The 19,568-nt window shown below is 39.7% G+C and carries 13 protein-coding genes; 9 read left to right on the plus strand and 4 right to left on the minus strand.

Annotated elements, in window-relative coordinates; translation table 11 throughout:
- The first annotated feature begins 155 nt into the window (after positions 1–155).
- Positions 156–806, plus strand: coding sequence for a response regulator transcription factor (locus AAC388_RS00890; protein ID WP_002122041.1), 651 nt, complete (start codon positions 156–158; stop codon positions 804–806).
- Between the two features lie 39 nt (positions 807–845).
- On the opposite strand, the gene AAC388_RS00895 is transcribed toward AAC388_RS00890, so the two are convergent.
- The gene (locus AAC388_RS00895) at positions 846–1,613 is read right to left on the minus strand and encodes a hypothetical protein (protein ID WP_032006609.1); all 768 of its coding nucleotides are present in this window, start codon (positions 1,611–1,613) and stop codon (positions 846–848) included.
- Between the two features lie 389 nt (positions 1,614–2,002).
- A complete protein-coding gene (locus AAC388_RS00900; protein WP_342371075.1) occupies positions 2,003–5,500 on the minus strand; it encodes a PAS domain-containing hybrid sensor histidine kinase/response regulator in 3,498 nt (1,165 codons plus the stop codon).
- Positions 5,501–5,682: 182 nt separating this feature from the next.
- Here AAC388_RS00900 and AAC388_RS00905 point away from each other — a divergent pair, with 182 nt between their 5' ends.
- From AAC388_RS00905 to betT, 4 genes are all read left to right on the plus strand, one after another.
- Entirely contained in the window at positions 5,683–6,015 is a 333-nt protein-coding gene (locus AAC388_RS00905) for a DUF485 domain-containing protein (protein ID WP_016142785.1), read from the plus strand.
- A 1-nt stretch (position 6,016) separates the two neighbouring features.
- Entirely contained in the window at positions 6,017–7,732 is a 1,716-nt protein-coding gene (locus AAC388_RS00910; RefSeq protein ID WP_005078627.1) for a cation acetate symporter, read from the plus strand.
- A gap of 172 nt (positions 7,733–7,904) precedes the next feature.
- A complete protein-coding gene (locus AAC388_RS00915) occupies positions 7,905–8,597 on the plus strand; it encodes an ion channel (RefSeq protein WP_342371076.1) in 693 nt (230 codons plus the stop codon).
- Positions 8,598–8,763: 166 nt separating this feature from the next.
- On the plus strand, positions 8,764–10,731 hold the full coding sequence (gene betT, locus AAC388_RS00920; RefSeq protein ID WP_342371078.1) for a choline BCCT transporter BetT: 1,968 nt from the start codon (positions 8,764–8,766) through the stop codon (positions 10,729–10,731).
- Between the two features lie 60 nt (positions 10,732–10,791).
- On the opposite strand, the gene omp33-36 is transcribed toward betT, so the two are convergent.
- Positions 10,792–11,673, minus strand: a complete 882-nt coding sequence (gene omp33-36, locus AAC388_RS00925) for a porin Omp33-36 (protein WP_342371079.1) — start codon at positions 11,671–11,673, stop codon at positions 10,792–10,794.
- A gap of 1,010 nt (positions 11,674–12,683) precedes the next feature.
- On the opposite strand from omp33-36, the gene AAC388_RS00930 reads away from it, so the two are divergent.
- Complete coding sequence (locus AAC388_RS00930) at positions 12,684–14,393, plus strand: GGDEF domain-containing protein (protein ID WP_342371080.1); 1,710 nt, start codon at positions 12,684–12,686, stop codon at positions 14,391–14,393.
- Positions 14,394–14,424: 31 nt separating this feature from the next.
- Here the strand turns inward: AAC388_RS00930 and uvrA are convergent, their stop codons facing one another.
- Positions 14,425–17,259: an excinuclease ABC subunit UvrA gene (gene uvrA / locus AAC388_RS00935; protein WP_342371081.1), complete on the minus strand. Its 2,835-nt coding sequence runs from the start codon at positions 17,257–17,259 to the stop codon at positions 14,425–14,427.
- Between the two features lie 296 nt (positions 17,260–17,555).
- Between uvrA and AAC388_RS00940 the strand changes: the two genes are divergently transcribed.
- The 3 genes from AAC388_RS00940 (at position 17,556) to AAC388_RS00950 (ending at position 19,558) form a co-directional block, all read left to right on the plus strand.
- Positions 17,556–18,158: a TetR/AcrR family transcriptional regulator gene (locus tag AAC388_RS00940; protein ID WP_005804456.1), complete on the plus strand. Its 603-nt coding sequence runs from the start codon at positions 17,556–17,558 to the stop codon at positions 18,156–18,158.
- Between the two features lie 3 nt (positions 18,159–18,161).
- Positions 18,162–19,139 (plus strand): zinc-binding dehydrogenase, encoded by a 978-nt coding sequence (locus AAC388_RS00945; protein ID WP_068529451.1) that lies wholly within the window; start codon positions 18,162–18,164, stop codon positions 19,137–19,139.
- Positions 19,140–19,204: 65 nt separating this feature from the next.
- Positions 19,205–19,558, plus strand: coding sequence for a DUF1304 domain-containing protein (locus AAC388_RS00950; protein ID WP_005066877.1), 354 nt, complete (start codon positions 19,205–19,207; stop codon positions 19,556–19,558).
- Positions 19,559–19,568: the final 10 nt, after the last annotated feature.

A 19,568-nucleotide genomic window follows, 5' to 3' on the forward strand; every position in this document is an offset into this window, starting at 1 on the left:
AATTTTGATTAAAAGTTAAAAAACATCTGAAAATCTTGGCTAAGTTCTGCATTTATCAACATTTTGCATAAAAATGGATAAGATGAACGTATCTTTCATCTAAATAGTAGGGTTACAATAGGCCATACTTATGCTCAAGATTACTTTAATCGCTTATGAATATTTTAATCGTTGATGATCATCCTTTGTTTCGTCATGCTTTAATTCAAGCAGTACGTTATAGCCTGCCACAGGCACAAATTCATGAAACAGCCTCGGTTGATGAGTTTTATGAGCGTTTGGAAAATGGGGCAGAACCTGATCTAGTATTACTCGATTTAAATTTACCGGGTGCTTCAGGCTTTTCGGCTCTGGTTTATGTACGAGCACAGTATCCATCTATTCCGATTATTGTGGTTTCCGCACATGAAGAAACTTCAATCATCCAGCGTGCAATTGCACATGGTGCGATGGGTTATATTCCTAAGTCGGCTCATCCAAGTCATATTGGCGAAGCGATTCGTCAAGTCTTAGAGGGTGATATCTGGTTGCCACCGAACTTGCCATCTAATCTTAACCTTGACCCGAGAGCAGCAGATGAAACGGCTTTAGCTGAACGTATTCAATCATTAACACCTCAGCAATTCCGTGTGTTGATGATGGTTGCGGAAGGTTTGTTAAATAAACAAATCGCATATGAGCTCGATGTTTCAGAAGCAACGATTAAAGCTCACGTAACGGCTATCTTTAGAAAATTAGGTGTGCAAAACCGTACACAAGCCGTATTGGCCATTAGTGCATTAAATATTGAAGATAAGAAAATCTAAAAAAAAGACCTCGATTGAGGTCTTTTTTATGTGTGCCACTTAAGCAAGGCAATCTTGCTTTGGTGTTAGGCTGTCGCAGTACAATGGATTAAGCGCGCATTGCAAATCATCAATTTGTTCTTGAGTCACATAGCCTTTCATTTTTAAATATTCAGCCACGCGGTCATCGCGTAGGCTTAAGAAGGCTGCATCATAAACGCCTAAATCAACAAACAAAGCAGCTGTTTCTAGACTGTTGAAGCGATCAAGAAAAATATCATTGCCATACATCAAGAAGATATGGTCGAGTTTTGCTTTTTCATCAACATGGAGTCGTTCAGCAAGTTGATCGGGGTGCGTTTTAATAAAGAGTAAGTCAGATAATTCATCAAATTGAGTCATATCTAACTGATTCTCGCCGAGTTTGACATGACCAAGCCAAGCTTTGAAAACCAGAACAGCACCGCCACGGAGTAGCATGCTCCAGATTTGATGACGTGTGTCATGGTCAAGATTTTCACTTTCAGCGCTAAGAACTTTTAAAAAGTTTTCTTCTTGTTGAGCCAATTTATCAAATAAACCTAAACCTTGAGGATGATAAGCCGCAGGTGCAAATACATCAAAATTTAGATCATGAAATACATTAAGTGCGAGGGGGACGGCGCACTGATAAATTGTATTTAACGCTTTAATGTTTGCTTCATTGAGCTTGCTGTGGGGAAAAATACTTTGCCAATCTAATTCAGGAAGTAAAGCATTGGCACTGTATTGACGATAAAACTGTTGAGACGAAAGTTGGCCTTGTGGGCTGTTATCAGAAATATTCATGGCAATTGTCCTTTGCATTAATTCGTGAGCAGGGGTGCTTAATATGGAAATGGGTTATAAAAATAGCTGTACATAGAATAAATTGGTTTTGAATATTTATGTGTCATGAAGAATGCAAGTAGAATACGACTAAAGTCGTATATGATTGTTTTTATCTAATTATAATTTTAAAAAACAGAAGCTTATGAAATTGTAACTAAGTATACAAGTGTTCACTTACAAAAAAGGTGAGCTTTGCCATAGAAAAAGGGCTATTGGAAAGTTTGGCCAATTATTTACTCAACAAAGGTAGACTTTTTGAGCAGTTCTGCCTATTGGCTTAAATTAGGCCAATAATTTTTGCCAAAAATCTCTCCCAAACTTATTAAAAGGTTTGGGAGAGAAAATACTTAATCTACCTCACTGGCAATTTTAAGTCCCGATAACCATGCTCTTAGAGAAGCTGGCTTAAGTGGTTTTTTGAGTAAAACAATATTCAGTTCTTTCAATTGTTGAGGTAACTCAGGATGAGAGTCAGCAGTAATTAAAGCAACAGGAACATCATATTGACGATTTTGCAAAATAAAATCGACACCGAGTTGGTTGTTGTTTAAATGCTGATCGATAAGCCAGACCTGAATATTCTCTTTTTGAATAATTTCAAGTGCTTGTTCAGGTTCAGTGGCTTTAAAAACCTCATAACCCCATCGACCTAATAAGCTGCTCATACCCTCAAGAATGGTTTCATCATTGTCTAAACATAAAATCCGATAGGCTTTGGTTTTTAAAGGTACTGCCTGTACGGTTGGGGTTATCACTTTTGGAGCTTCTACCACTGGAACCTCAATCATAAAGCAGGAGCCTTTATCGAGTTGCGAATAGACATGGACTGGATAATTCAACAAACCCGTCATACGCTGCACAATAGCAAGCCCCAAACCTAAACCTTGTTCGCCCCAAGGTGATAAATGCCCACAGCGTTCGAATTCTTGAAATAGTTTAATACGTTGCTCTTCGGCAATTCCGGGACCTGTATCCCAGACACCAATTCGAATGTGTCCAGGTTTTTGAGCTGAGCGTAATACACCAACAATCACTCGGCCTTTGGCTGTATAACGCAGTGCATTACTCACAAAGTTTTGGATAATACGTCGTATCCACTGTGGATCTGTGTCAATCCAGAATGATACATCGTGAACTTTTAATGAAATATTTCGCTGTGCAGCAATCGACTTAAACTGTAGTTCGAGGTCGCTTAATAAATCGTGCAGAGGATAAGGCTGTCTTTTTGGCTGTATGGTGCCGCCTTCTAAACGTGCAATATCGAGCAGGGCAGAGAGCATACTTTCTGCACCATATAGAGCACGGTCAAGTTGTTGCAAAGTTTGACGATCTTCTTCGGTCGCAATGCTTTGTTCAAGAACCGTACTAAACAGACGGGCAGCGTGCATTGGTTGTAATAAGTCATGACTTGCCGCAGCAATAAAGCGGCTTTTTGACATATTAGCCATATCGGCTTGTTCGCGCGCGAGCTGTTGCTCGGTTAAGGCATCGGCAAGTTGTTGGGTTCGGTCTTTTACACGGGCTTCCAGTATTGCCTCATTCGCACGGAAAGCCGTAATGTCGGCGAAGGTAGTCACAAAGCCACCACCTGAAATAGGATTACCGCGCATTTGAATAACGCGTCCGTCTTTACGGATTCGTTCAAATTCATGCGCACTTCCGACTTTCATCCAGTGTAAACGTTTGCGAACATGTTCTTCGACTGAACCGGGGCCGCATTCGCCACGTTCAGCGTTATAACGAATCAGATCGGCAATTGGACAACCCACATAAACTAAATCTTTTGGGTAGCCAAATAGTTTTAAATATTGGTTATTCCAAGCCACCAAACACATGTTTTTATCAACCACGCTCACCCCTTGAGTCATGTGGTCAATCATGGTCATCAGCAAGTTTTGATTGAAACGTTGCCATTGCGAGGCTTGGTCTAAAATATTGGCGACTTGGCCTAATGCCAAACCATTATTAATCATTGCTGTAGTGAGCAAAGTACGGGCAGAGGCTGCACCGATAATTCCTGCCAGATATTGTTCGGTGAATCGCCACCACATGCCATTAGCGATGCTATTTGGGTTGAGCGTGAGATGATTTTGTTCACAAAAGTTCTCGAACGCTTGTGTTGTGGGTTGCTCACCCGTAATTCTTTTAGCAAGGGCAAACAAATCGCCTACTTTTAAACGTGCAGCATCGTGCGGTAAATAGGTTAAATCGGTAGAGGTATGTGGAGATGGCAGGGGCTTAGTTTCGTAATAAAAAAAGCTTTCTGCCTGAATTTGTTCTGCCACACTTGGGCGGTAAAGTTTAGAAATCCAAATATATAAAACAATATTTAAACCGAGTGACCAAATAACGCCGTGGGTTAAAGGTGCAAATGACTCAAAGCCAAAAAGTGACTCTGGACGTAATACATTAATTCCCAAAGGGCCAAAAAGCAAAATACTCTGGGCTGTTTCTTGATAGGATTCTGGCAAACTACGTAAGATGGTTGGAAATAGTAATGTGTAACTCCACATTAAGAATCCAACAATAAGACCTGCATAAACGCCTTGGCGACTTCCACCTCGCCAATACAATCCTCCAATTAGTGCAGGAGCGAATTGAGCAACCGCACTAAATGCCAATAAACCAAATACTGAAAGCTGGTTAATATCATTAAAGAAGTGGAAAAATAAAAAGCCAAGTAGCATCACCGCGACAATACTAATACGACGGCTGAATTTAAGAACTTTAGGTAAATGTTTATCGTGACGTGATAGCAGCTTAAAACGCCACAGGGCGGGCATAATCAAGTCGTTACTGAGCATGATAGATAATGCAACTGATGACACCAGTAACATGCCTGTTGATGCAGAGAACCCACCTAAAAAGGCCAGTAGGGCTAACCACTCTTGGTTATAACTCAATGGTAATGAGAGTACTGCCACATCAGGCACAGTTAGGAATTTTGGCGCTGCATGCAAGGCCCAGCTTGCAATTGGGATAATAGCTAAAATCGTTAAAATGAGATAAGCCGCAAACCATTTACGTGCACCACGAATATGCTTTTCATCGCGTAATTCGACAACAGCCACATGAAACTGACGGGGTAAACAGATAATTGCCAGACCTGCCAATAAGGTTTGAATCCAGAAAGTTTCAGGCACCCCAAATAACTGTACTTCTTGGAAGGTTTGGTTTACGTCGGCTGAGACTTGTACTAAGTTCGCAGGTGCTTCAAAAATAAAAAATAAAGCGACACAGATTAGGGCGAATAATTTTACAAAAGATTCAAATGCAACGGCTAACATGAGGCCGCCATGCTGTTCGGTATTCGCGATCTGCCTCGTACCAAAAATCATGGCCAAGATCGCAAGGACACTAGTTAAAAGCAAAACGCTATTGGTAGTCGTATGAATATGAGCATTTTGCTCCAATATGACTGATGTACTTAAGGCAATTGCACGTAACTGTAGGGCCAGGTAGGGAATAATCGCAATAACTGCCAAGATCGTAACCAGCGATGCCAATACGCCGCTTTTGCCATAACGTGCAGCAACAAAGTCGGCAATTGAGGAAATCGCGTGGTGCTGACGTACTCGGCCTAAACGTCGCCAGATATCGTAACCAAACCAGACAAATAACAGCGGACCTAAATAAATAGGTAAGAAAATAACACCTTCTCGGACGGCAGCTCCGGTTGCACCATAAAATGTCCAAGATGAACAGTAAACACCTAAGGTCAAACTAAACAGGAACATCCGACCACGTGTACTCAGGCGACTAGCATGCTTTTCGCCAAAAAAAGCACAAATGAATAAGAGTGCTATATAAAGTGTGAGTACCCCAATAATCAGCCAGCTGTTCATATGACCTACATGATTAAAACCTTGTGCCTATCATACCCCAAGCAGGAACAAAGCTATAAATTGATTAAATTTTAACGACCAAAGTCTAAGTTACGAATTACACGTAATTTTGCTAATTTGAATAATGAGAAACTACTATTAAAAAAGTGACCAAGGTTGGGCACAGGGCAAGGAGTTTGGTTATGGATCAAAGCCAAGTAGAAAAGATTCTACACAATCCAAAGTTTCAGAAAATGGTCAAGAAAAAAAGTGCATTAAGCTGGACGCTCACAATCATTATGTTAGTGCTTTATGTGGGCTTTATGCTACTTGTTGGCTACAACAAAGAATTTTTGATGAGTTCATTTAGTGGTGGTGTAACGACATGGGGTATTCCACTAGGCTTAGGAATTATCGTTTTATCTTTCCTACTGTGTGGCGTGTATTCCTATATCGCAAATAATACCCTTGACCAGTTGAGTGAAGAAGCGTTGAAGGAAGTTGAAGCCATCACGCATGAGAAAGGATTACACTAATATGAAATGGAATTCATTAAAAGCGAAAGCCTTATTGGCAGCAGCATCGCTATATTCAACTGTTGCTATGGCGAGCCCGGACTTAGGTGAAGCAGAGCAACAAGCTACCAACTGGCACGCTATCATCATGTTTGTCATCTTTGTTGGTTTCACTTTGTTTATTACTAAGTGGGCTGCAAAACAAACTCAATCAGCACAAGATTTCTATACCGCAGGGGGCGGAATCAGCGGTTTCCAAAACGGATTGGCAATTGCCGGTGACTATATGTCAGCAGCATCTTTCCTTGGTATTTCCGCGATGGTGTTTAGTTCGGGTTTTGATGGCTTACTTTATTCTCTTGGGTTTATGGTAGGTTGGCCAATCGTTTTATTCTTGGTTGCAGAGCGTTTACGTAACCTCGGTAAATACAACCTTTCAGATGTAGTGTCATTCCGTCTTGAAGAAAAACCAGTCCGTACCTTAGCTGCCTTGAGCTCGCTTGTTGTTGTAGCATTCTACTTGATCGCTCAAATGGTAGGCGCGGGCCAGCTCATCAAATTACTATTTGGTTTGAACTATAACATCGCTGTTGTCATCGTTGGTCTATTAATGATGGCATACGTAATTTTTGGTGGCATGTTGGCAACGACATGGGTACAGATCATTAAAGCGGTCATGTTGCTCAGTGGTGCAACTTTCATGGCATTCATGGTAATGAAAGCGGTTGGTTTCAGCTTCAGCAACATGTTCACTCAATCAATTGAAGTATTCAGTAAAGTTCACAGCGTAAGCTTTGAAGAAGCTGCAAAAATTATGGGTCCGGGTAAACTTGCCGCAAACCCGATTGATGCATTGTCTCTTGGCTTGGCACTCATGTTTGGTACAGCGGGTCTTCCACACATTCTTATGCGTTTCTTCACTGTAAAAGATGCAAAAGAAGCGCGTAAATCAGTTGTGGTTGCGACAGGTTTCATTGGTTACTTCTATCTTCTAACTTTCATTATTGGTTTCGGTGCGATCCTTTTCGTATCAAACAACCCTCAATTCCTTGATGTTGCAAAAATGGCAGTATCAGGCAAGCTTGAACTTGTTGGTGGTAACAACATGGCAGCCGTGCATTTAAGTGATGCTTTAGGCGGTGACTTATTTATGGGCTTCATTTCAGCAGTAGCGTTCGCAACGATTCTTGCTGTTGTTGCTGGTTTAACACTTTCAGGTGCATCTGCAATCTCACATGACTTATACGCTAACGTATTCAAGAAAGGTCAAACGACTCCAGCTTCAGAACTTCGTATGTCAAAAATTGCGACACTTGGTTTAGCAATCTTTGCCATGATTTTGGGTATCTTGTTTGAAAAGCAAAACGTAGCATTCATGGTGGGCTTAGCATTCTCTGTGGCATGTTGTGCAAACTTCCCAATTCTTGTTCTTTCAATGTTCTGGAAAGGTTTAACCACTCGTGGTGCAGTTATCGGTGGTGTGGTTGGTCTTGTAACAGCGGTAGTACTTATTGTTCTGTCTAAAGCGGTTTGGGTAGATACTTTAAAAATCTCTGATACACCAGTTAACCCATTCAATGGTCCTGCATTATTTGCGATGCCATTGTCATTCCTTTGCTGTTGGTTCTTCTCGGTGACTGACAACTCTGCACGTGCTAAAAAAGAGCGTGCTGCATTCGATGCCCAATACGTTCGTTCAATGACAGGTATCGGTGCTTCTGGTGCCTCAGATCACTAAAATCAAAATGGATTAAATATCTATTTCATTAAAAGCCCTGCGGGGCTTTTTTTGTTGATCTCATACATTAAATTGAAAGAAGCTCTTTAATAAAGAACAACTTGTTTGTCCTATTTTTTGTACAGTATGATTTCCTATAATTCAAAACATAATGAAAAAGGAAAATAATTAAATGCGATCTATTATGGACTTCTGGGCGAGCTTTCGACTGCTACCTTCTGCATGGTTGCTGCTTGTGCAATTTATCCTACTCATTTTGGCCATGCTCACTTTTCATGATGTATTTTACCGGACCCTAACGTGGGCTTTAGGAGTGCTTGCCTTACTTATTATTGCCAAGGTCATTCGCCAAACCCCAATGTTTACTTTTCTGGGATTAACTTTTGTCAGTGGAGCGATTATATCCTCAGTCTTTATTTTATTGGGCTATAGCAATTTAACGATCCAGATATTTGCTCATAGTTGTGAAGCGCTAGCTTACTTTTCGGCTGCTTACGGTTTATTTCGTTATATGTTTGCTGATAGATATTTAACAAGAGATGAATTATTTGCAGCCGCCGCGGTTTTTACTTTGCTTGCTTGGGGCTTTGCATTCCTCTACAACATTTGTCAGATATTGATTCCGGCTAGCTTCCAAAATCCAAACAATGTTCATCATTTGCAGACTTGGTTAGATCTACTGTTCCTGAGCTTTAGCTTACAGTCAGCAACAGGTTTATCTGATTTAATGCCGCTTAGTCCACCAGCACGCGTTTTAGCCATGCTACAAATGTTTTGTGGCGTGATGTATCTCGCTTTGATTGTCACACGTTTAATTGCTCTACAGTACATTGCCCACCCAATAAAGAAAGATTCTGACAAATAAAGGAGAAGGTGTTTTAATTTTTTACACCTTTGTAACTGCAATATTATTTAAGTTTATTTAAAGTATTATCGGCTTTCTCTATTGAAAGATTTAACTTTGTTCATTCTGTGAATGTCTTTATTGGCTTTATGCCTGTCACTTTTCATTAAAATAACATGGAGGAGTTATGCCTTCCAAACAACCAGGTTGGTTCGCAAACGTTAATCCTAACGTATTTTTTGGTACGGTCATTATCATTGCTTTGTTCTTGGCAGTTGTTGTGATCGCCCCGAGTTCTTTTGAACTTCTAACGCAGCAATTAAAACAATGGATCACCGATTCATTTAGCTGGTTTTATGTTTTATCTGTAGCCTTCTTTCTCATTTTATTGATTTATATCGCCTGTTCATCAATAGGTCGAATTAAATTAGGACCTGACCATAGTCAGCCTGAATATAATAATGGGTCTTGGTTTGCCATGCTGTTTACAGCAGGGATGGGTATCGGTCTCATGTTCTTCGGAGTTGCCGAACCTGTCATGCATTATGTTAATCCACCGAGTGGAGATGCTCAGACAATTGAGGCAGCACAGCAAGCATTAAGGGTGACCTTCTTCCACTGGGGCTTGCATGCGTGGGCTATTTACGCAGTGGTCGGATTGGCATTGGCTTATTTTGCTTATCGACATAATTTACCGTTAAAGACCCGTTCAGCCCTTTATCCTCTCATTGGTAAGAAGATTTATGGGCCTTGGGGCGACAGCATCGATATATTCGCGACCATTGGTACGGTATTTGGTGTAGCAACTTCTCTCGGGTTTGGCGTTACCCAGATTAACTCGGGTTTACATTATTTGTTCGGTGTCGAGCAAAGCACCCATATTCAAGTATTACTGATTATTTTTGTGAGCATTTTAGCTTCCTTGTCTGTGTTCTTAGGTCTAGATAAAGGGGTTAAACGCTTATCAGAGCTAAACTTAATCTTAGCCTTAATATTATTAGTTTTTGTTTTTATCGCTGGTCCTAGTATTTATTTACTCCAGACTACTATTCAAAACACTGGGCAATATATCTCTAACCTTTTTACCATGACATTCAATTTATACGCTTATCAGCCGAATGGATGGATTGGTGGTTGGACAATTTTATATTGGGCTTGGTGGATTTCTTGGTCGCCATTTGTGGGTATGTTTATCGCAAGGGTTTCACGTGGTCGTACCATTCGAGAATTTATTGTAGGGGTTCTCCTCATCCCGACAGGCTTTACCATTATCTGGATGGGCTTTTTAGGAAACGCTGCATTATTTAGCATTATTCATGAACATCAAAACACTCTTATTCAGGCTGTTCAGCAAGACTCATCAGTAGCTCTATTTGAGTTTTTAGGACACTTACCCTGGTCAGGTGTTATGAATATTCTGGCTACCGTTTTAGTCGTTTTATTCTTTGTGACCTCTGCTGACTCAGGGGCACTCGTTACTGACTATCTAACTGCAAAAACTGAAAATTCACCAACTTGGCAGCGTTTGTTCTGGACAGTACTGATGGCTGTACTCGCCATTATTTTATTGTTAGTCGGTGGTTTGGCTGCGCTTCAATCTTCAATCATTATGAGCGCATTGCCATTTACTGTGGTTATGCTGTTCATGAGTTGGGGATTAATAAAAGCATTGCATCTTGATGTCACGAAAATGCAAGCAATTCAGGAAGCTCGAATTACCCCACGTGCCATTCATAATCCAAGAAGCTGGCAACAGCGGCTAGGTTTAATCATGCACTATCCTCATAGTGAAGAAGAGGTTAGAGAATATATCGAAAAACAAGTAGCTCGTGCGTTTGAAAATATCAAACATGAATTTAGACGCCGTCATTTAGAAGTTTCAATTACTCAACTTGAGGATGGGATGCAGCTTCGAGTCGATCATCACAATGAAATTAATTTTATTTATAAAGTTGTTTCACGTGAAACAGTACCACCAAGTTTTTTAATTGGACGTACTGAAGCTGAAGATGGGCAATATTTCCAAGCCGAAGTGTTTTTAAGAGAAGGTGGACAGAACTATGATGTAATGGATTGGACTCAAGAAGATTTAATTCAAGACATTATCGATCAATATGAACGTCATCTATATTTCTTAAATATTGTACGAAGCTAAATTTAGCTGTAAAAAAAAGGACTCATTTGAGTCCTTTTTTAATTCGATTTCTAAATTAAATTAGAAACGGAATTTAGCATTTAAGCCGATAGTTTGTGTATCACGTGGGTTGCCATCTTTCGCATTTGCTTTAACGAAGTCAGCACCAACTGCTACAGCAGGAGTGATGAAGTATTGAGTATGACCACCCCAAACATGATCGTAACCAGAATTAAATGCAGACACATCAGCAAAAGATGCACCAACACTTAACTTAGGAGTTACGAAAAGATCAGTTTTCATGCCGTAAGCATTGTCTTCAGCAAATACACCAAATGCTTCAAAACCAATAGCCATGTTAGTGCCATCGATGTTGCCAACATATTTAGTACGAGCAGTTACAGCATCTTGTTTGTCAGCAATAGCTGCTGATTCACCAACTGCTTTAACGATACCGTATTTATTAACGCCAAAAGCATCCAATGATTCTTGGTCAGCTACACTTGTATAACCAACAGCAACTAAGAAGTTAGGTAACAACATTGCACCAGCTTCTAATGCATAACGGTCACCATTGTCATCGCTTACGCCATCTTTATAATCATTGATAGTATGATTGTAAGATGCGCTAGCATAAACTGGTAAGTAAGGAGTTGGAAGGTATGCTTCACCCTTAACACCATAAGTATGAGATTCAACGTTTACAGTGTCTTTCTCATCATATTTGATATAGTTATAAGCAACAGAAATGTTAGATGCTTGGTTTAAGAAAGCTGCTTCAGCTAAAGGACCTTTAGAAGCATCTACATTTTTTAGGTAATAAGTACCTTGAGCAGTACCAGTGAAGTTTTTATCGTTTGCAGTTGTGTCAACATATTCAGATTGACCTTGAACTTCAAATTGATAAGCATGAGCACCGGTCATGGCTAATAATACAGCAGTGGCTAAACCAAGTTTTTTCATAATCATTTCCAGCATTAACAAGAGATAAAGCTGGGGTCATTGTATTGTAACAATTTATGAAGTCAATAATCTAGAAAAGGTAATGTTAAAGATATTTGACACTTATGTTAAAATTGGTGAAAAACTAATCAAATGAAAAGTGGTTTGTCAACCTGATAAAAAAATGAACATTTACAATAAGCTAATAATTATATTTCATTAGGAATTAAGAAGTAAATGTTAAAAAGATATTACAATTGTGATTGGAAAAATAGATTATAGCAATCGGTTTTAACATTAACAAAAATATAGCTATGTTTACAATGCGAATAAAAAATCGCCATTTTATTATCAAATTCGTTTTATTTTGAGGAATAGTTAACAATATTTGGATTAGTTTAACTAAAAAATTTAACTATTCTTAATTATTATATAAGTGAATAAAATAAAAGAAATCTCTATTTTAAGTTGAAAAAACGATTAAAATTTTAATCCTGATTAATTTAATCAACTTTACAAAGATAGAAGTAAATCACATAATTCGATTGCAAAGTTCACTGCCTAACGTTTTTTAGGATTTAAAGTGCTTGCCCAGATACGATGTGTAGAACACATCAGATTTTACGAGCTCAGCTTTCCCCAAGGTTGAGCTTTTTTTTATCTGTAAGAAAATCTAAAAATTATAATAAGAGTTATGTGAATTTTGTTGAAAAAATAAGAGGCCAAAAAGAGCCCAGCTTAAAGCTGGGCAGTGGATGCTGGGAGAAGCATCCAAGAGGACAAGTAAATACTGTTTTTACTATCATGATTAAAAATCTTTAATCTGTAAAATAGAGTTTTTTTATAAAAAGCATTCAATTTTTCGATTCATTTTGTTATTTAAGCTGACAAAATTTAGGAATCATATAATTATTAAAAAAGAAATGAAGGGGTTAATGATGAAATTTTAGTTATTAAAATGCTAGGATGGATTTAAGCCTAATTTATATCGTATTAAAAATGGCAGGACATTTACGGAGTATCAGCTAGAAATGTCAGGATTACGTTCAGAGCATATTAGTAATCGACTGTTCTTTTTTATGCTGGTTATTATTTTGTCCTTATTATTCATGGCTGTACCGCTTATTGTGGGAAGCTATCAGGATTATATAAAAACTAGACAAGCCTTAGCTGAAATAAAAAGTTTAAGAGCAGTAGCAGATATTGCCTATAAAATTTCTAAGGAGCGTGCTCCTGCCAATAAGATGATGTCGAGCAGTCCTAGTGATTTATTAAAGAATCAGCAAGAATTAAAAAAGTTTCGTTTAGTTGTTGATGCGCAAATTGATACAAGCATTCTTATCTTAAAACAAGCAGGCTATGTTTCATTAGCAAATGAGTTGCAAACCAATTTCAAAGAAAATCTTAGACAAGCCCGAAGTGTCGTTGATTATTACGGTGAAACTCCCTATGGAGCCAGAACTTCCGTTCAAATGGATAATGCTATTTTAGGAATGTTTGGAGTCTGGGATCATTGCAGGGAAATACTGCAAAAACTGATGTTGCAGCTAAAAAGTAAAGATAGCCGTATTTCTAATTACTTTACGCTCATTATAGTTCTAACCGATATGCGCGATCAGGCTGGACGGATGGCTTCTAATATTATTGCTCCTGTGAGCTTTAATGAAGAAATTCCAAGTAATAATCGCGCACGTTCTCTGCAAACTCAGCATCAATCTAGATATTTATGGATTTTGGTCGATACCTTGCAGCCTGAACAGGCAAAGACCCCTGAATACCGTCGGTTATATGCCCGGGTGAAATCAGAATTTATAGATAAGGGTATTCCGATTGTACAAAACCTATTAGATGAAAGCCAAAAAGGGGAGCCATATGATTTAAATGGCACCCAATTGACAGAAGCAATCGTAGGTAAATTTACTACAGTGGTTGATTTACAAAGTTATATTCTTGATGAAAGTGTAGCAATTGCAACTCAAGAAAATATAAGTGCCCGAAAAGGTTTTCTTTTAACTTTATTAATATCTTTAATTTCTTTAGCTACAGCTTTACTTACGCTTAATTATGCACAAAGAAGGGTTTTTTCTCCTTTAATAAAAGCAAGAACTTTAATTTTAGATTTATCGCGTAGTTCTAATCATTGGACAGATGAGGTGAGTGTTACTACAAAAGGTGAATTTTTTTCCCTATTTGAAGCAATTGACCGATTACAACGTATGTTGCAACAACGCGACGCTTTTGAATTTCAGTTAAAGAATATTGCCAATACTGATCCACTCACCGGAGTCTCCAATCGTTTAGCTTTATCTGAATATTTAAAAATTGTTGAAAGTTACCCTCAAAAATTTACGCAAACCTGTTTAATGATTATTGATATTGATCGTTTTAAACAGGTGAACGACCAATACGGCCATATTGTAGGTGATCGCGTCATTGTCAGTATTGCCGAGCAATTAAAGCAAAATATTCGAAGTTCGGATTTAATTGTTCGTTATGGGGGTGATGAATTTTTAATATTGTTAGAGCAAGTACAATTTGTAGATGCTCGTCTTTTAGCAGAGAAAATTCGGATTGCGATTTCTTTAGAAGAAATTTGTTTATCTGGTTCAGATGAAAAATTGCATGTCTCTGTCAGTATTGGTTTTGCCATCGGAGCGGCGAATTGGATAGAGCTTTTAGAGAAAGCTGACCGTTCTTTATTAAGAGCTAAAGCCAGAGGTCGGAATGCGGTTGAGGGGTAAAAAAGCCGGAAATGAGTTCCGGCTTTTTATTTTATTGTTTCAACATCGGTTTTAAGAAACGACCTGTATGTGAAATTTCAACCTCAGCCACTTGTTCAGGTGTGCCTTCGGCAATGATCATACCACCGCCCGAACCACCTTCAGGACCTAAGTCAACAACCCAGTCGGCTGTTTTAATCACATCAAGGTTATGTTCAATCACCACAATGGTATTACCCTTGTTACGTAGCTCATGCAAAATATCGAGTAACTTGGCAATATCATGGAAATGTAGACCTGTTGTTGGTTCATCCAAGATATATAAAGTTTTACCCGTATCTCGTTTTGCTAACTCACGCGCAAGTTTTACACGTTGCGCTTCACCACCCGATAAGGTCGTAGCTGCTTGACCTAAACGAATATAGCCTAAGCCCACCTGAGTTAAGGTTTCTAAGCGGCGGTGGATGACTGGAATGGCACTAAAGAATTCAGCAGCATCTTCGACAGTCATTTCTAGAACATCAGAAATGTTTTTGCCTTTATAGCCGACTTCAAGCGTTTCACGGTTATAACGTTTGCCATGACATGCATCGCAAGGCACATACATATCTGGTAGGAAGTGCATTGCGACTTTGATCATACCGTCGCCTTCACACGCTTCGCAGCGTCCGCCTTTTACGTTAAACGAGAAACGACCAGCACTATAACCACGTGCTTTTGCCTCTGGGGTTTGAGCAAATAACTCACGGATTGGCGTAAATAACCCTGTATAAGTCGCTGGGTTAGAACGCGGTGTACGGCCAATCGGGCTTTGGTCAATATCAACAACTTTATCTAGATGTTGAAGTCCATCAATTGAGTCAAACTTTTCAGCGGTTAACGTTGTTGCGCCATTGAGTTGGGTTGCTGCTAAGGGAAGCAAAGTACGGTTAATCAGCGTTGACTTACCTGAACCTGAAACGCCAGTCACACAGGTCATAATGCCGAGCGGAATGGTTAAATCGACATTTTTTAAATTATGGCCTGCTGCACCTGAAAGTTTGATAAATTCATCTGGACGTGGTGATTGAGTACGTTTTTTTGGCACTTCAATTTTGAGTTTGCCAGAAAGATACTGTCCTGTAAGTGAGTCGGCATGTTTAGCCAACTCATCATACGTACCTTCAGCAATAATTACACCGCCGTGTACACCAGCACCAGGACCGATATCAATAATATGGTCAGCAGCACGAATCGCATCTTCATCGTGTTCAACGACTAATACTGTGTTACCTAAATCACGTAAGCGAATCAGGGTCTGTAATAAACGATCGTTATCGCGTTGATGTAGACCAATTGATGGTTCATCAAGAACATACATGACGCCCATCAAACCTGCACCAATCTGCGAAGCTAAACGGATACGCTGTGCTTCACCACCAGATAGGGTTTCGGCAGAGCGAGCTAGGCTTAAATAGTTAAGTCCCACACTCACCAAGAAGTGTAGACGTTCACGAATCTCTTTAAAGATTTTATCTGCGATTTCGCCTTTAGCACCTTCAAGATTTAGGCCTTGATAGTAGCTTTCAGCATCACCAATCGACATGCGGGTAATGTCAGCAATGGTTTTGTCTTTCACACGAACATGACGTGAAATTTCATTAAGACGTGAACCATCACATGCATCACACGCTGCATTAGAAAGGTACTGAGCTAAATCATCTCGTACATAGTTACTTTCAGTTTCACGGTAACGACGTTCAAGGTGCGGCAAAATTCCTTCAAATGGTTGCACGCGAGTATGTTTACGGCCACGTTCGTCGATATAGCTTAAATCGACTTTTTCTTTACCTGTACCTTGTAAGAATTTCTTTTGAGTATCTTTATCTAGTTGGTTCCAAGGCGTATCAAGTTTTAAACCAAAATGGTCGGCAACTTTTTGCAGCATGGAATAATAATATGGACGCTGACGATCCCATCCACGGATCGCACCTTCACTAATCGCAAGGTCAGGATTTGGAATCAGCTTTTCAGAGCTAAAATGACTACGGGTACCTAAACCATCACAAACAGGGCAGGCACCAAATGGGTTGTTAAATGAAAACAAACGTGGCTCAAGCTCTGCGACAGCGCGATCACATTCTGGACATGAGTGTTTTGCAGAAAAAACACGATCAGGATGTTCACCATTCATCCATGATAAAACAGCAATATCGCCACCTAAACGTAGTGCGGTTTCAAATGATTCAGCAATACGGTTACCTAAGTCTTCACGTACTTTGAAGCGGTCAACAACGACTTCAATGGTATGTTTTTTCTTTTTGTCGAGCTCTGGTGGTGTATCAATATCAATGATTTCACCATCCACACGAGCACGAACAAAACCTTGGCCTTGTAGTTGTTCGAACAGGTTACTGTACTCACCTTTACGCTCACGAACGACAGGGGCAAGCAACATGAGTGCTGTGCCTTCTTCAAGCGTTTTTACCGCATCGACCATTTCAGAAACAGTTTGCGCGACCATCGGCAAATCATGTTCTGGGCAGTAAGGCGTGCCGACACGTGCATAAAGCAAACGCAAATAGTCATAAATTTCGGTAATCGTACCAACTGTTGAACGTGGGTTATGACTGGTAGATTTTTGCTCAATGGCAATCGCTGGTGATAAACCTTCAATCGAGTCGACTTCAGGTTTTTCCATTTGCGATAGAAACTGACGGGCATAGGCCGAAAGTGATTCGACGTAACGGCGTTGTCCTTCGGCGTACAGGGTATCGAAGGCAAGAGAAGATTTTCCTGAACCTGATAACCCCGTAATTACCACAAATTTGTCGCGTGGAATATCGAGAGACACATTTTTTAAATTATGGGTACGTGCGCCTCGAATACGGATATGACTTTGGCTCATAAAACATCTCAATTATATATTGATGAAAATTTAGGTGCTGATTGCTCAGTCGCAGAGAGGTGTGACTGGTTATAAACAACAGACCCTATATATGATAACGATTTAAAATTGTTCAAGTGGTACAAAATGATTTAAAGCGACAAATTGTGACGGTTAAACGACAATCGACAAAATTTGTTTAAATAAGCAGATTGTATTTTTAACATTCCTTACTTCAGATTTCTACTCTAAGCAAATTTTAACCAGCAACATAACTTTACTAGACGACTGGTCTAATAGTTGTTTATGATGTGTGCATGAAACGATTAAATAAAAGTGAAACCACGCGACAACACATTTTAGATACGAGCTTTGAGCTGGTACTACGTAAAGGTTTTGTCGGTGTTGGTTTGCAAGAAATCTTAAAGGCTTGTGACGTACCCAAAGGTTCGTTCTATCACTACTTTGCTTCGAAAGAGGCATTTGGCTGTGCATTGCTCGAGCAATATATGGCTGATTATAAAGTTCGTATGGAACAACTTTGGCAACGCAGTGAGCAAAGTGCCCATGCTCGTTTAATGGCCTTATGGCAGGCATGGATTGATGATCCTGTAAACGGTAGTTGGGCTGAAAACTGTCTGATTGTGAAGTTGGCGGCAGAGGTTTCTGACTTGTCAGAAGACATGCGTCAAATTCTCAATGATGGCGTGCACAAACTAACGCAACGTTTGGCTTTGCTACTCAAAGAAGGGCAACAAGAAGGATCAATTCCAAAACATATTGAACCTTTAAAAACTGCGCAAGTCATGTATCAGTTATGGTTAGGTGCTGCTTTACTCACAAAATTGTCGCAAGACAAAGCACATCTACATCTAGCTTTAGAAACGACCCAACAACTCATAAAACCGATAGAGGAATAAAGCATGCGAAGTATTATCCATGGTAATTTTGGCGAACCTGTAGACGTTTTAGAGCAGGCGGATATGCCAAAGCCAGAACCAAAAGCAGGCGAAGTGCGTATTAAAACCATCATGTCTCCAATTCATAATCATGATGTATGGACAGTACGTGGAAGCTATGGCTACAAGCCAACCTTACCTGCGATTGGTGGTAGTGAAGCGGTTGGTGTTGTAGATGCGTTGGGCGATGGGGTCACTCATCTACAAGTAGGGCAACGTATCGCAGTTGCGGCTGTGCATGGCAGTTGGGCTGAATACTTTATTGCACCTGCTCATGGGATTATTCCACTCAATAATGAAATTGATGATGAAACTGCAGCACAGCTGATTGGTATGCCAATTAGTGCTCTCATGCTACTCGACTTTGTAAATGTTCAACCGGGTCAATGGCTCATTCAAAACACGGCAAATGGTGCAGTCGGTAAAACAGTTGCGATGATTGCACAGGCACGTGGCTTACCTGTAATTAATTTAGTTCGTCGTACTGATGCGATTGCAGAGATGCAAGCATTAGGTATTCAGCATGTTGTTGCGACTGATCAGCCTAACTGGAAAGAGCAAGTTAAACAGATTCACGGCGACCAACCTCTTATTGCTGGTGTGGACTCGATTGGAGGAACCGCAAGTGGCGAAATGCTGAATTTACTCAGTGAAAATAGCTTGCTCGTTTCGTTCGGTAGTATGACTGGCGAAACCATGCAGATTTCATCGGGTGATTTGATTTTCAAACAAGCGACAGTAAAAGGTTTCTGGGCGAGTGTGGTTAATAAAGAAATGCCAGCAGCTCGTAAAAAGGAACTGATTGTTGAGTTATTAACGTTAGCGACTCAGAAAAAATTAATTCTGCCTGTAGAAGGTGTATTTAGTTTTGATGAGATTAAAAAAGCCGCTCAAAGAGCAACGCAAGGTGCTCGTCAAGGCAAAGTGTTGTTAAAACCGTAAAACACTAAAAGATCAGTCGAGAGACTGATCTTTTTTCATATCTTTAAAATAAAAAGGAAAATCGTATGATCGGACAAATTTTAATTGCACTTATCGCAATATTACATGTCTATATTTTAGTGTTAGAGATGTTTTTGTGGGACAAACCCTATGGCATGAAAGCCTTTGGAAATAATGCCGAAAAAGCAAAACTCACCAAAGTGATGGCACAAAACCAAGGTCTTTATAATGGCTTTTTAGCGGCAGGTTTATTCTGGTCCTTATTAGTTGATGCACCATTTGCAACATCAATTGCTAATTTCTTTTTAGGTTGTGTACTCATTGCCGGTATCTATGGTGGTCTGACTGCCAGCAAAAAGATTATTTATATTCAAGCAGTTCCTGCTTTAATTGCTTTGGTCGCTGTTAATTTTCTTTAAAAAGCGCAAA

This window comes from Acinetobacter sp. D009 (genome assembly GCF_038562025.1).
Classification (GTDB): domain Bacteria; phylum Pseudomonadota; class Gammaproteobacteria; order Pseudomonadales; family Moraxellaceae; genus Acinetobacter; species Acinetobacter pittii.

Coding starts and splice junctions, on each gene's coding strand:
- AAC388_RS00890 (WP_002122041.1), top strand. CDS start 156: ATGAATATTTTAATCGTTGATGATCATCCTTTGTTTCGTCATGCTTTA.
- AAC388_RS00895 (WP_032006609.1), bottom strand. CDS start 1,613: ATGAATATTTCTGATAACAGCCCACAAGGCCAACTTTCGTCTCAACAG.
- AAC388_RS00900 (WP_342371075.1), bottom strand. CDS start 5,500: ATGAACAGCTGGCTGATTATTGGGGTACTCACACTTTATATAGCACTC.
- AAC388_RS00905 (WP_016142785.1), top strand. CDS start 5,683: ATGGATCAAAGCCAAGTAGAAAAGATTCTACACAATCCAAAGTTTCAG.
- AAC388_RS00910 (WP_005078627.1), top strand. CDS start 6,017: ATGAAATGGAATTCATTAAAAGCGAAAGCCTTATTGGCAGCAGCATCG.
- AAC388_RS00915 (WP_342371076.1), top strand. CDS start 7,905: ATGCGATCTATTATGGACTTCTGGGCGAGCTTTCGACTGCTACCTTCT.
- betT (WP_342371078.1), top strand. CDS start 8,764: ATGCCTTCCAAACAACCAGGTTGGTTCGCAAACGTTAATCCTAACGTA.
- omp33-36 (WP_342371079.1), bottom strand. CDS start 11,673: ATGAAAAAACTTGGTTTAGCCACTGCTGTATTATTAGCCATGACCGGT.
- AAC388_RS00930 (WP_342371080.1), top strand. CDS start 12,684: ATGTCAGGATTACGTTCAGAGCATATTAGTAATCGACTGTTCTTTTTT.
- uvrA (WP_342371081.1), bottom strand. CDS start 17,259: ATGAGCCAAAGTCATATCCGTATTCGAGGCGCACGTACCCATAATTTA.
- AAC388_RS00940 (WP_005804456.1), top strand. CDS start 17,556: ATGAAACGATTAAATAAAAGTGAAACCACGCGACAACACATTTTAGAT.
- AAC388_RS00945 (WP_068529451.1), top strand. CDS start 18,162: ATGCGAAGTATTATCCATGGTAATTTTGGCGAACCTGTAGACGTTTTA.
- AAC388_RS00950 (WP_005066877.1), top strand. CDS start 19,205: ATGATCGGACAAATTTTAATTGCACTTATCGCAATATTACATGTCTAT.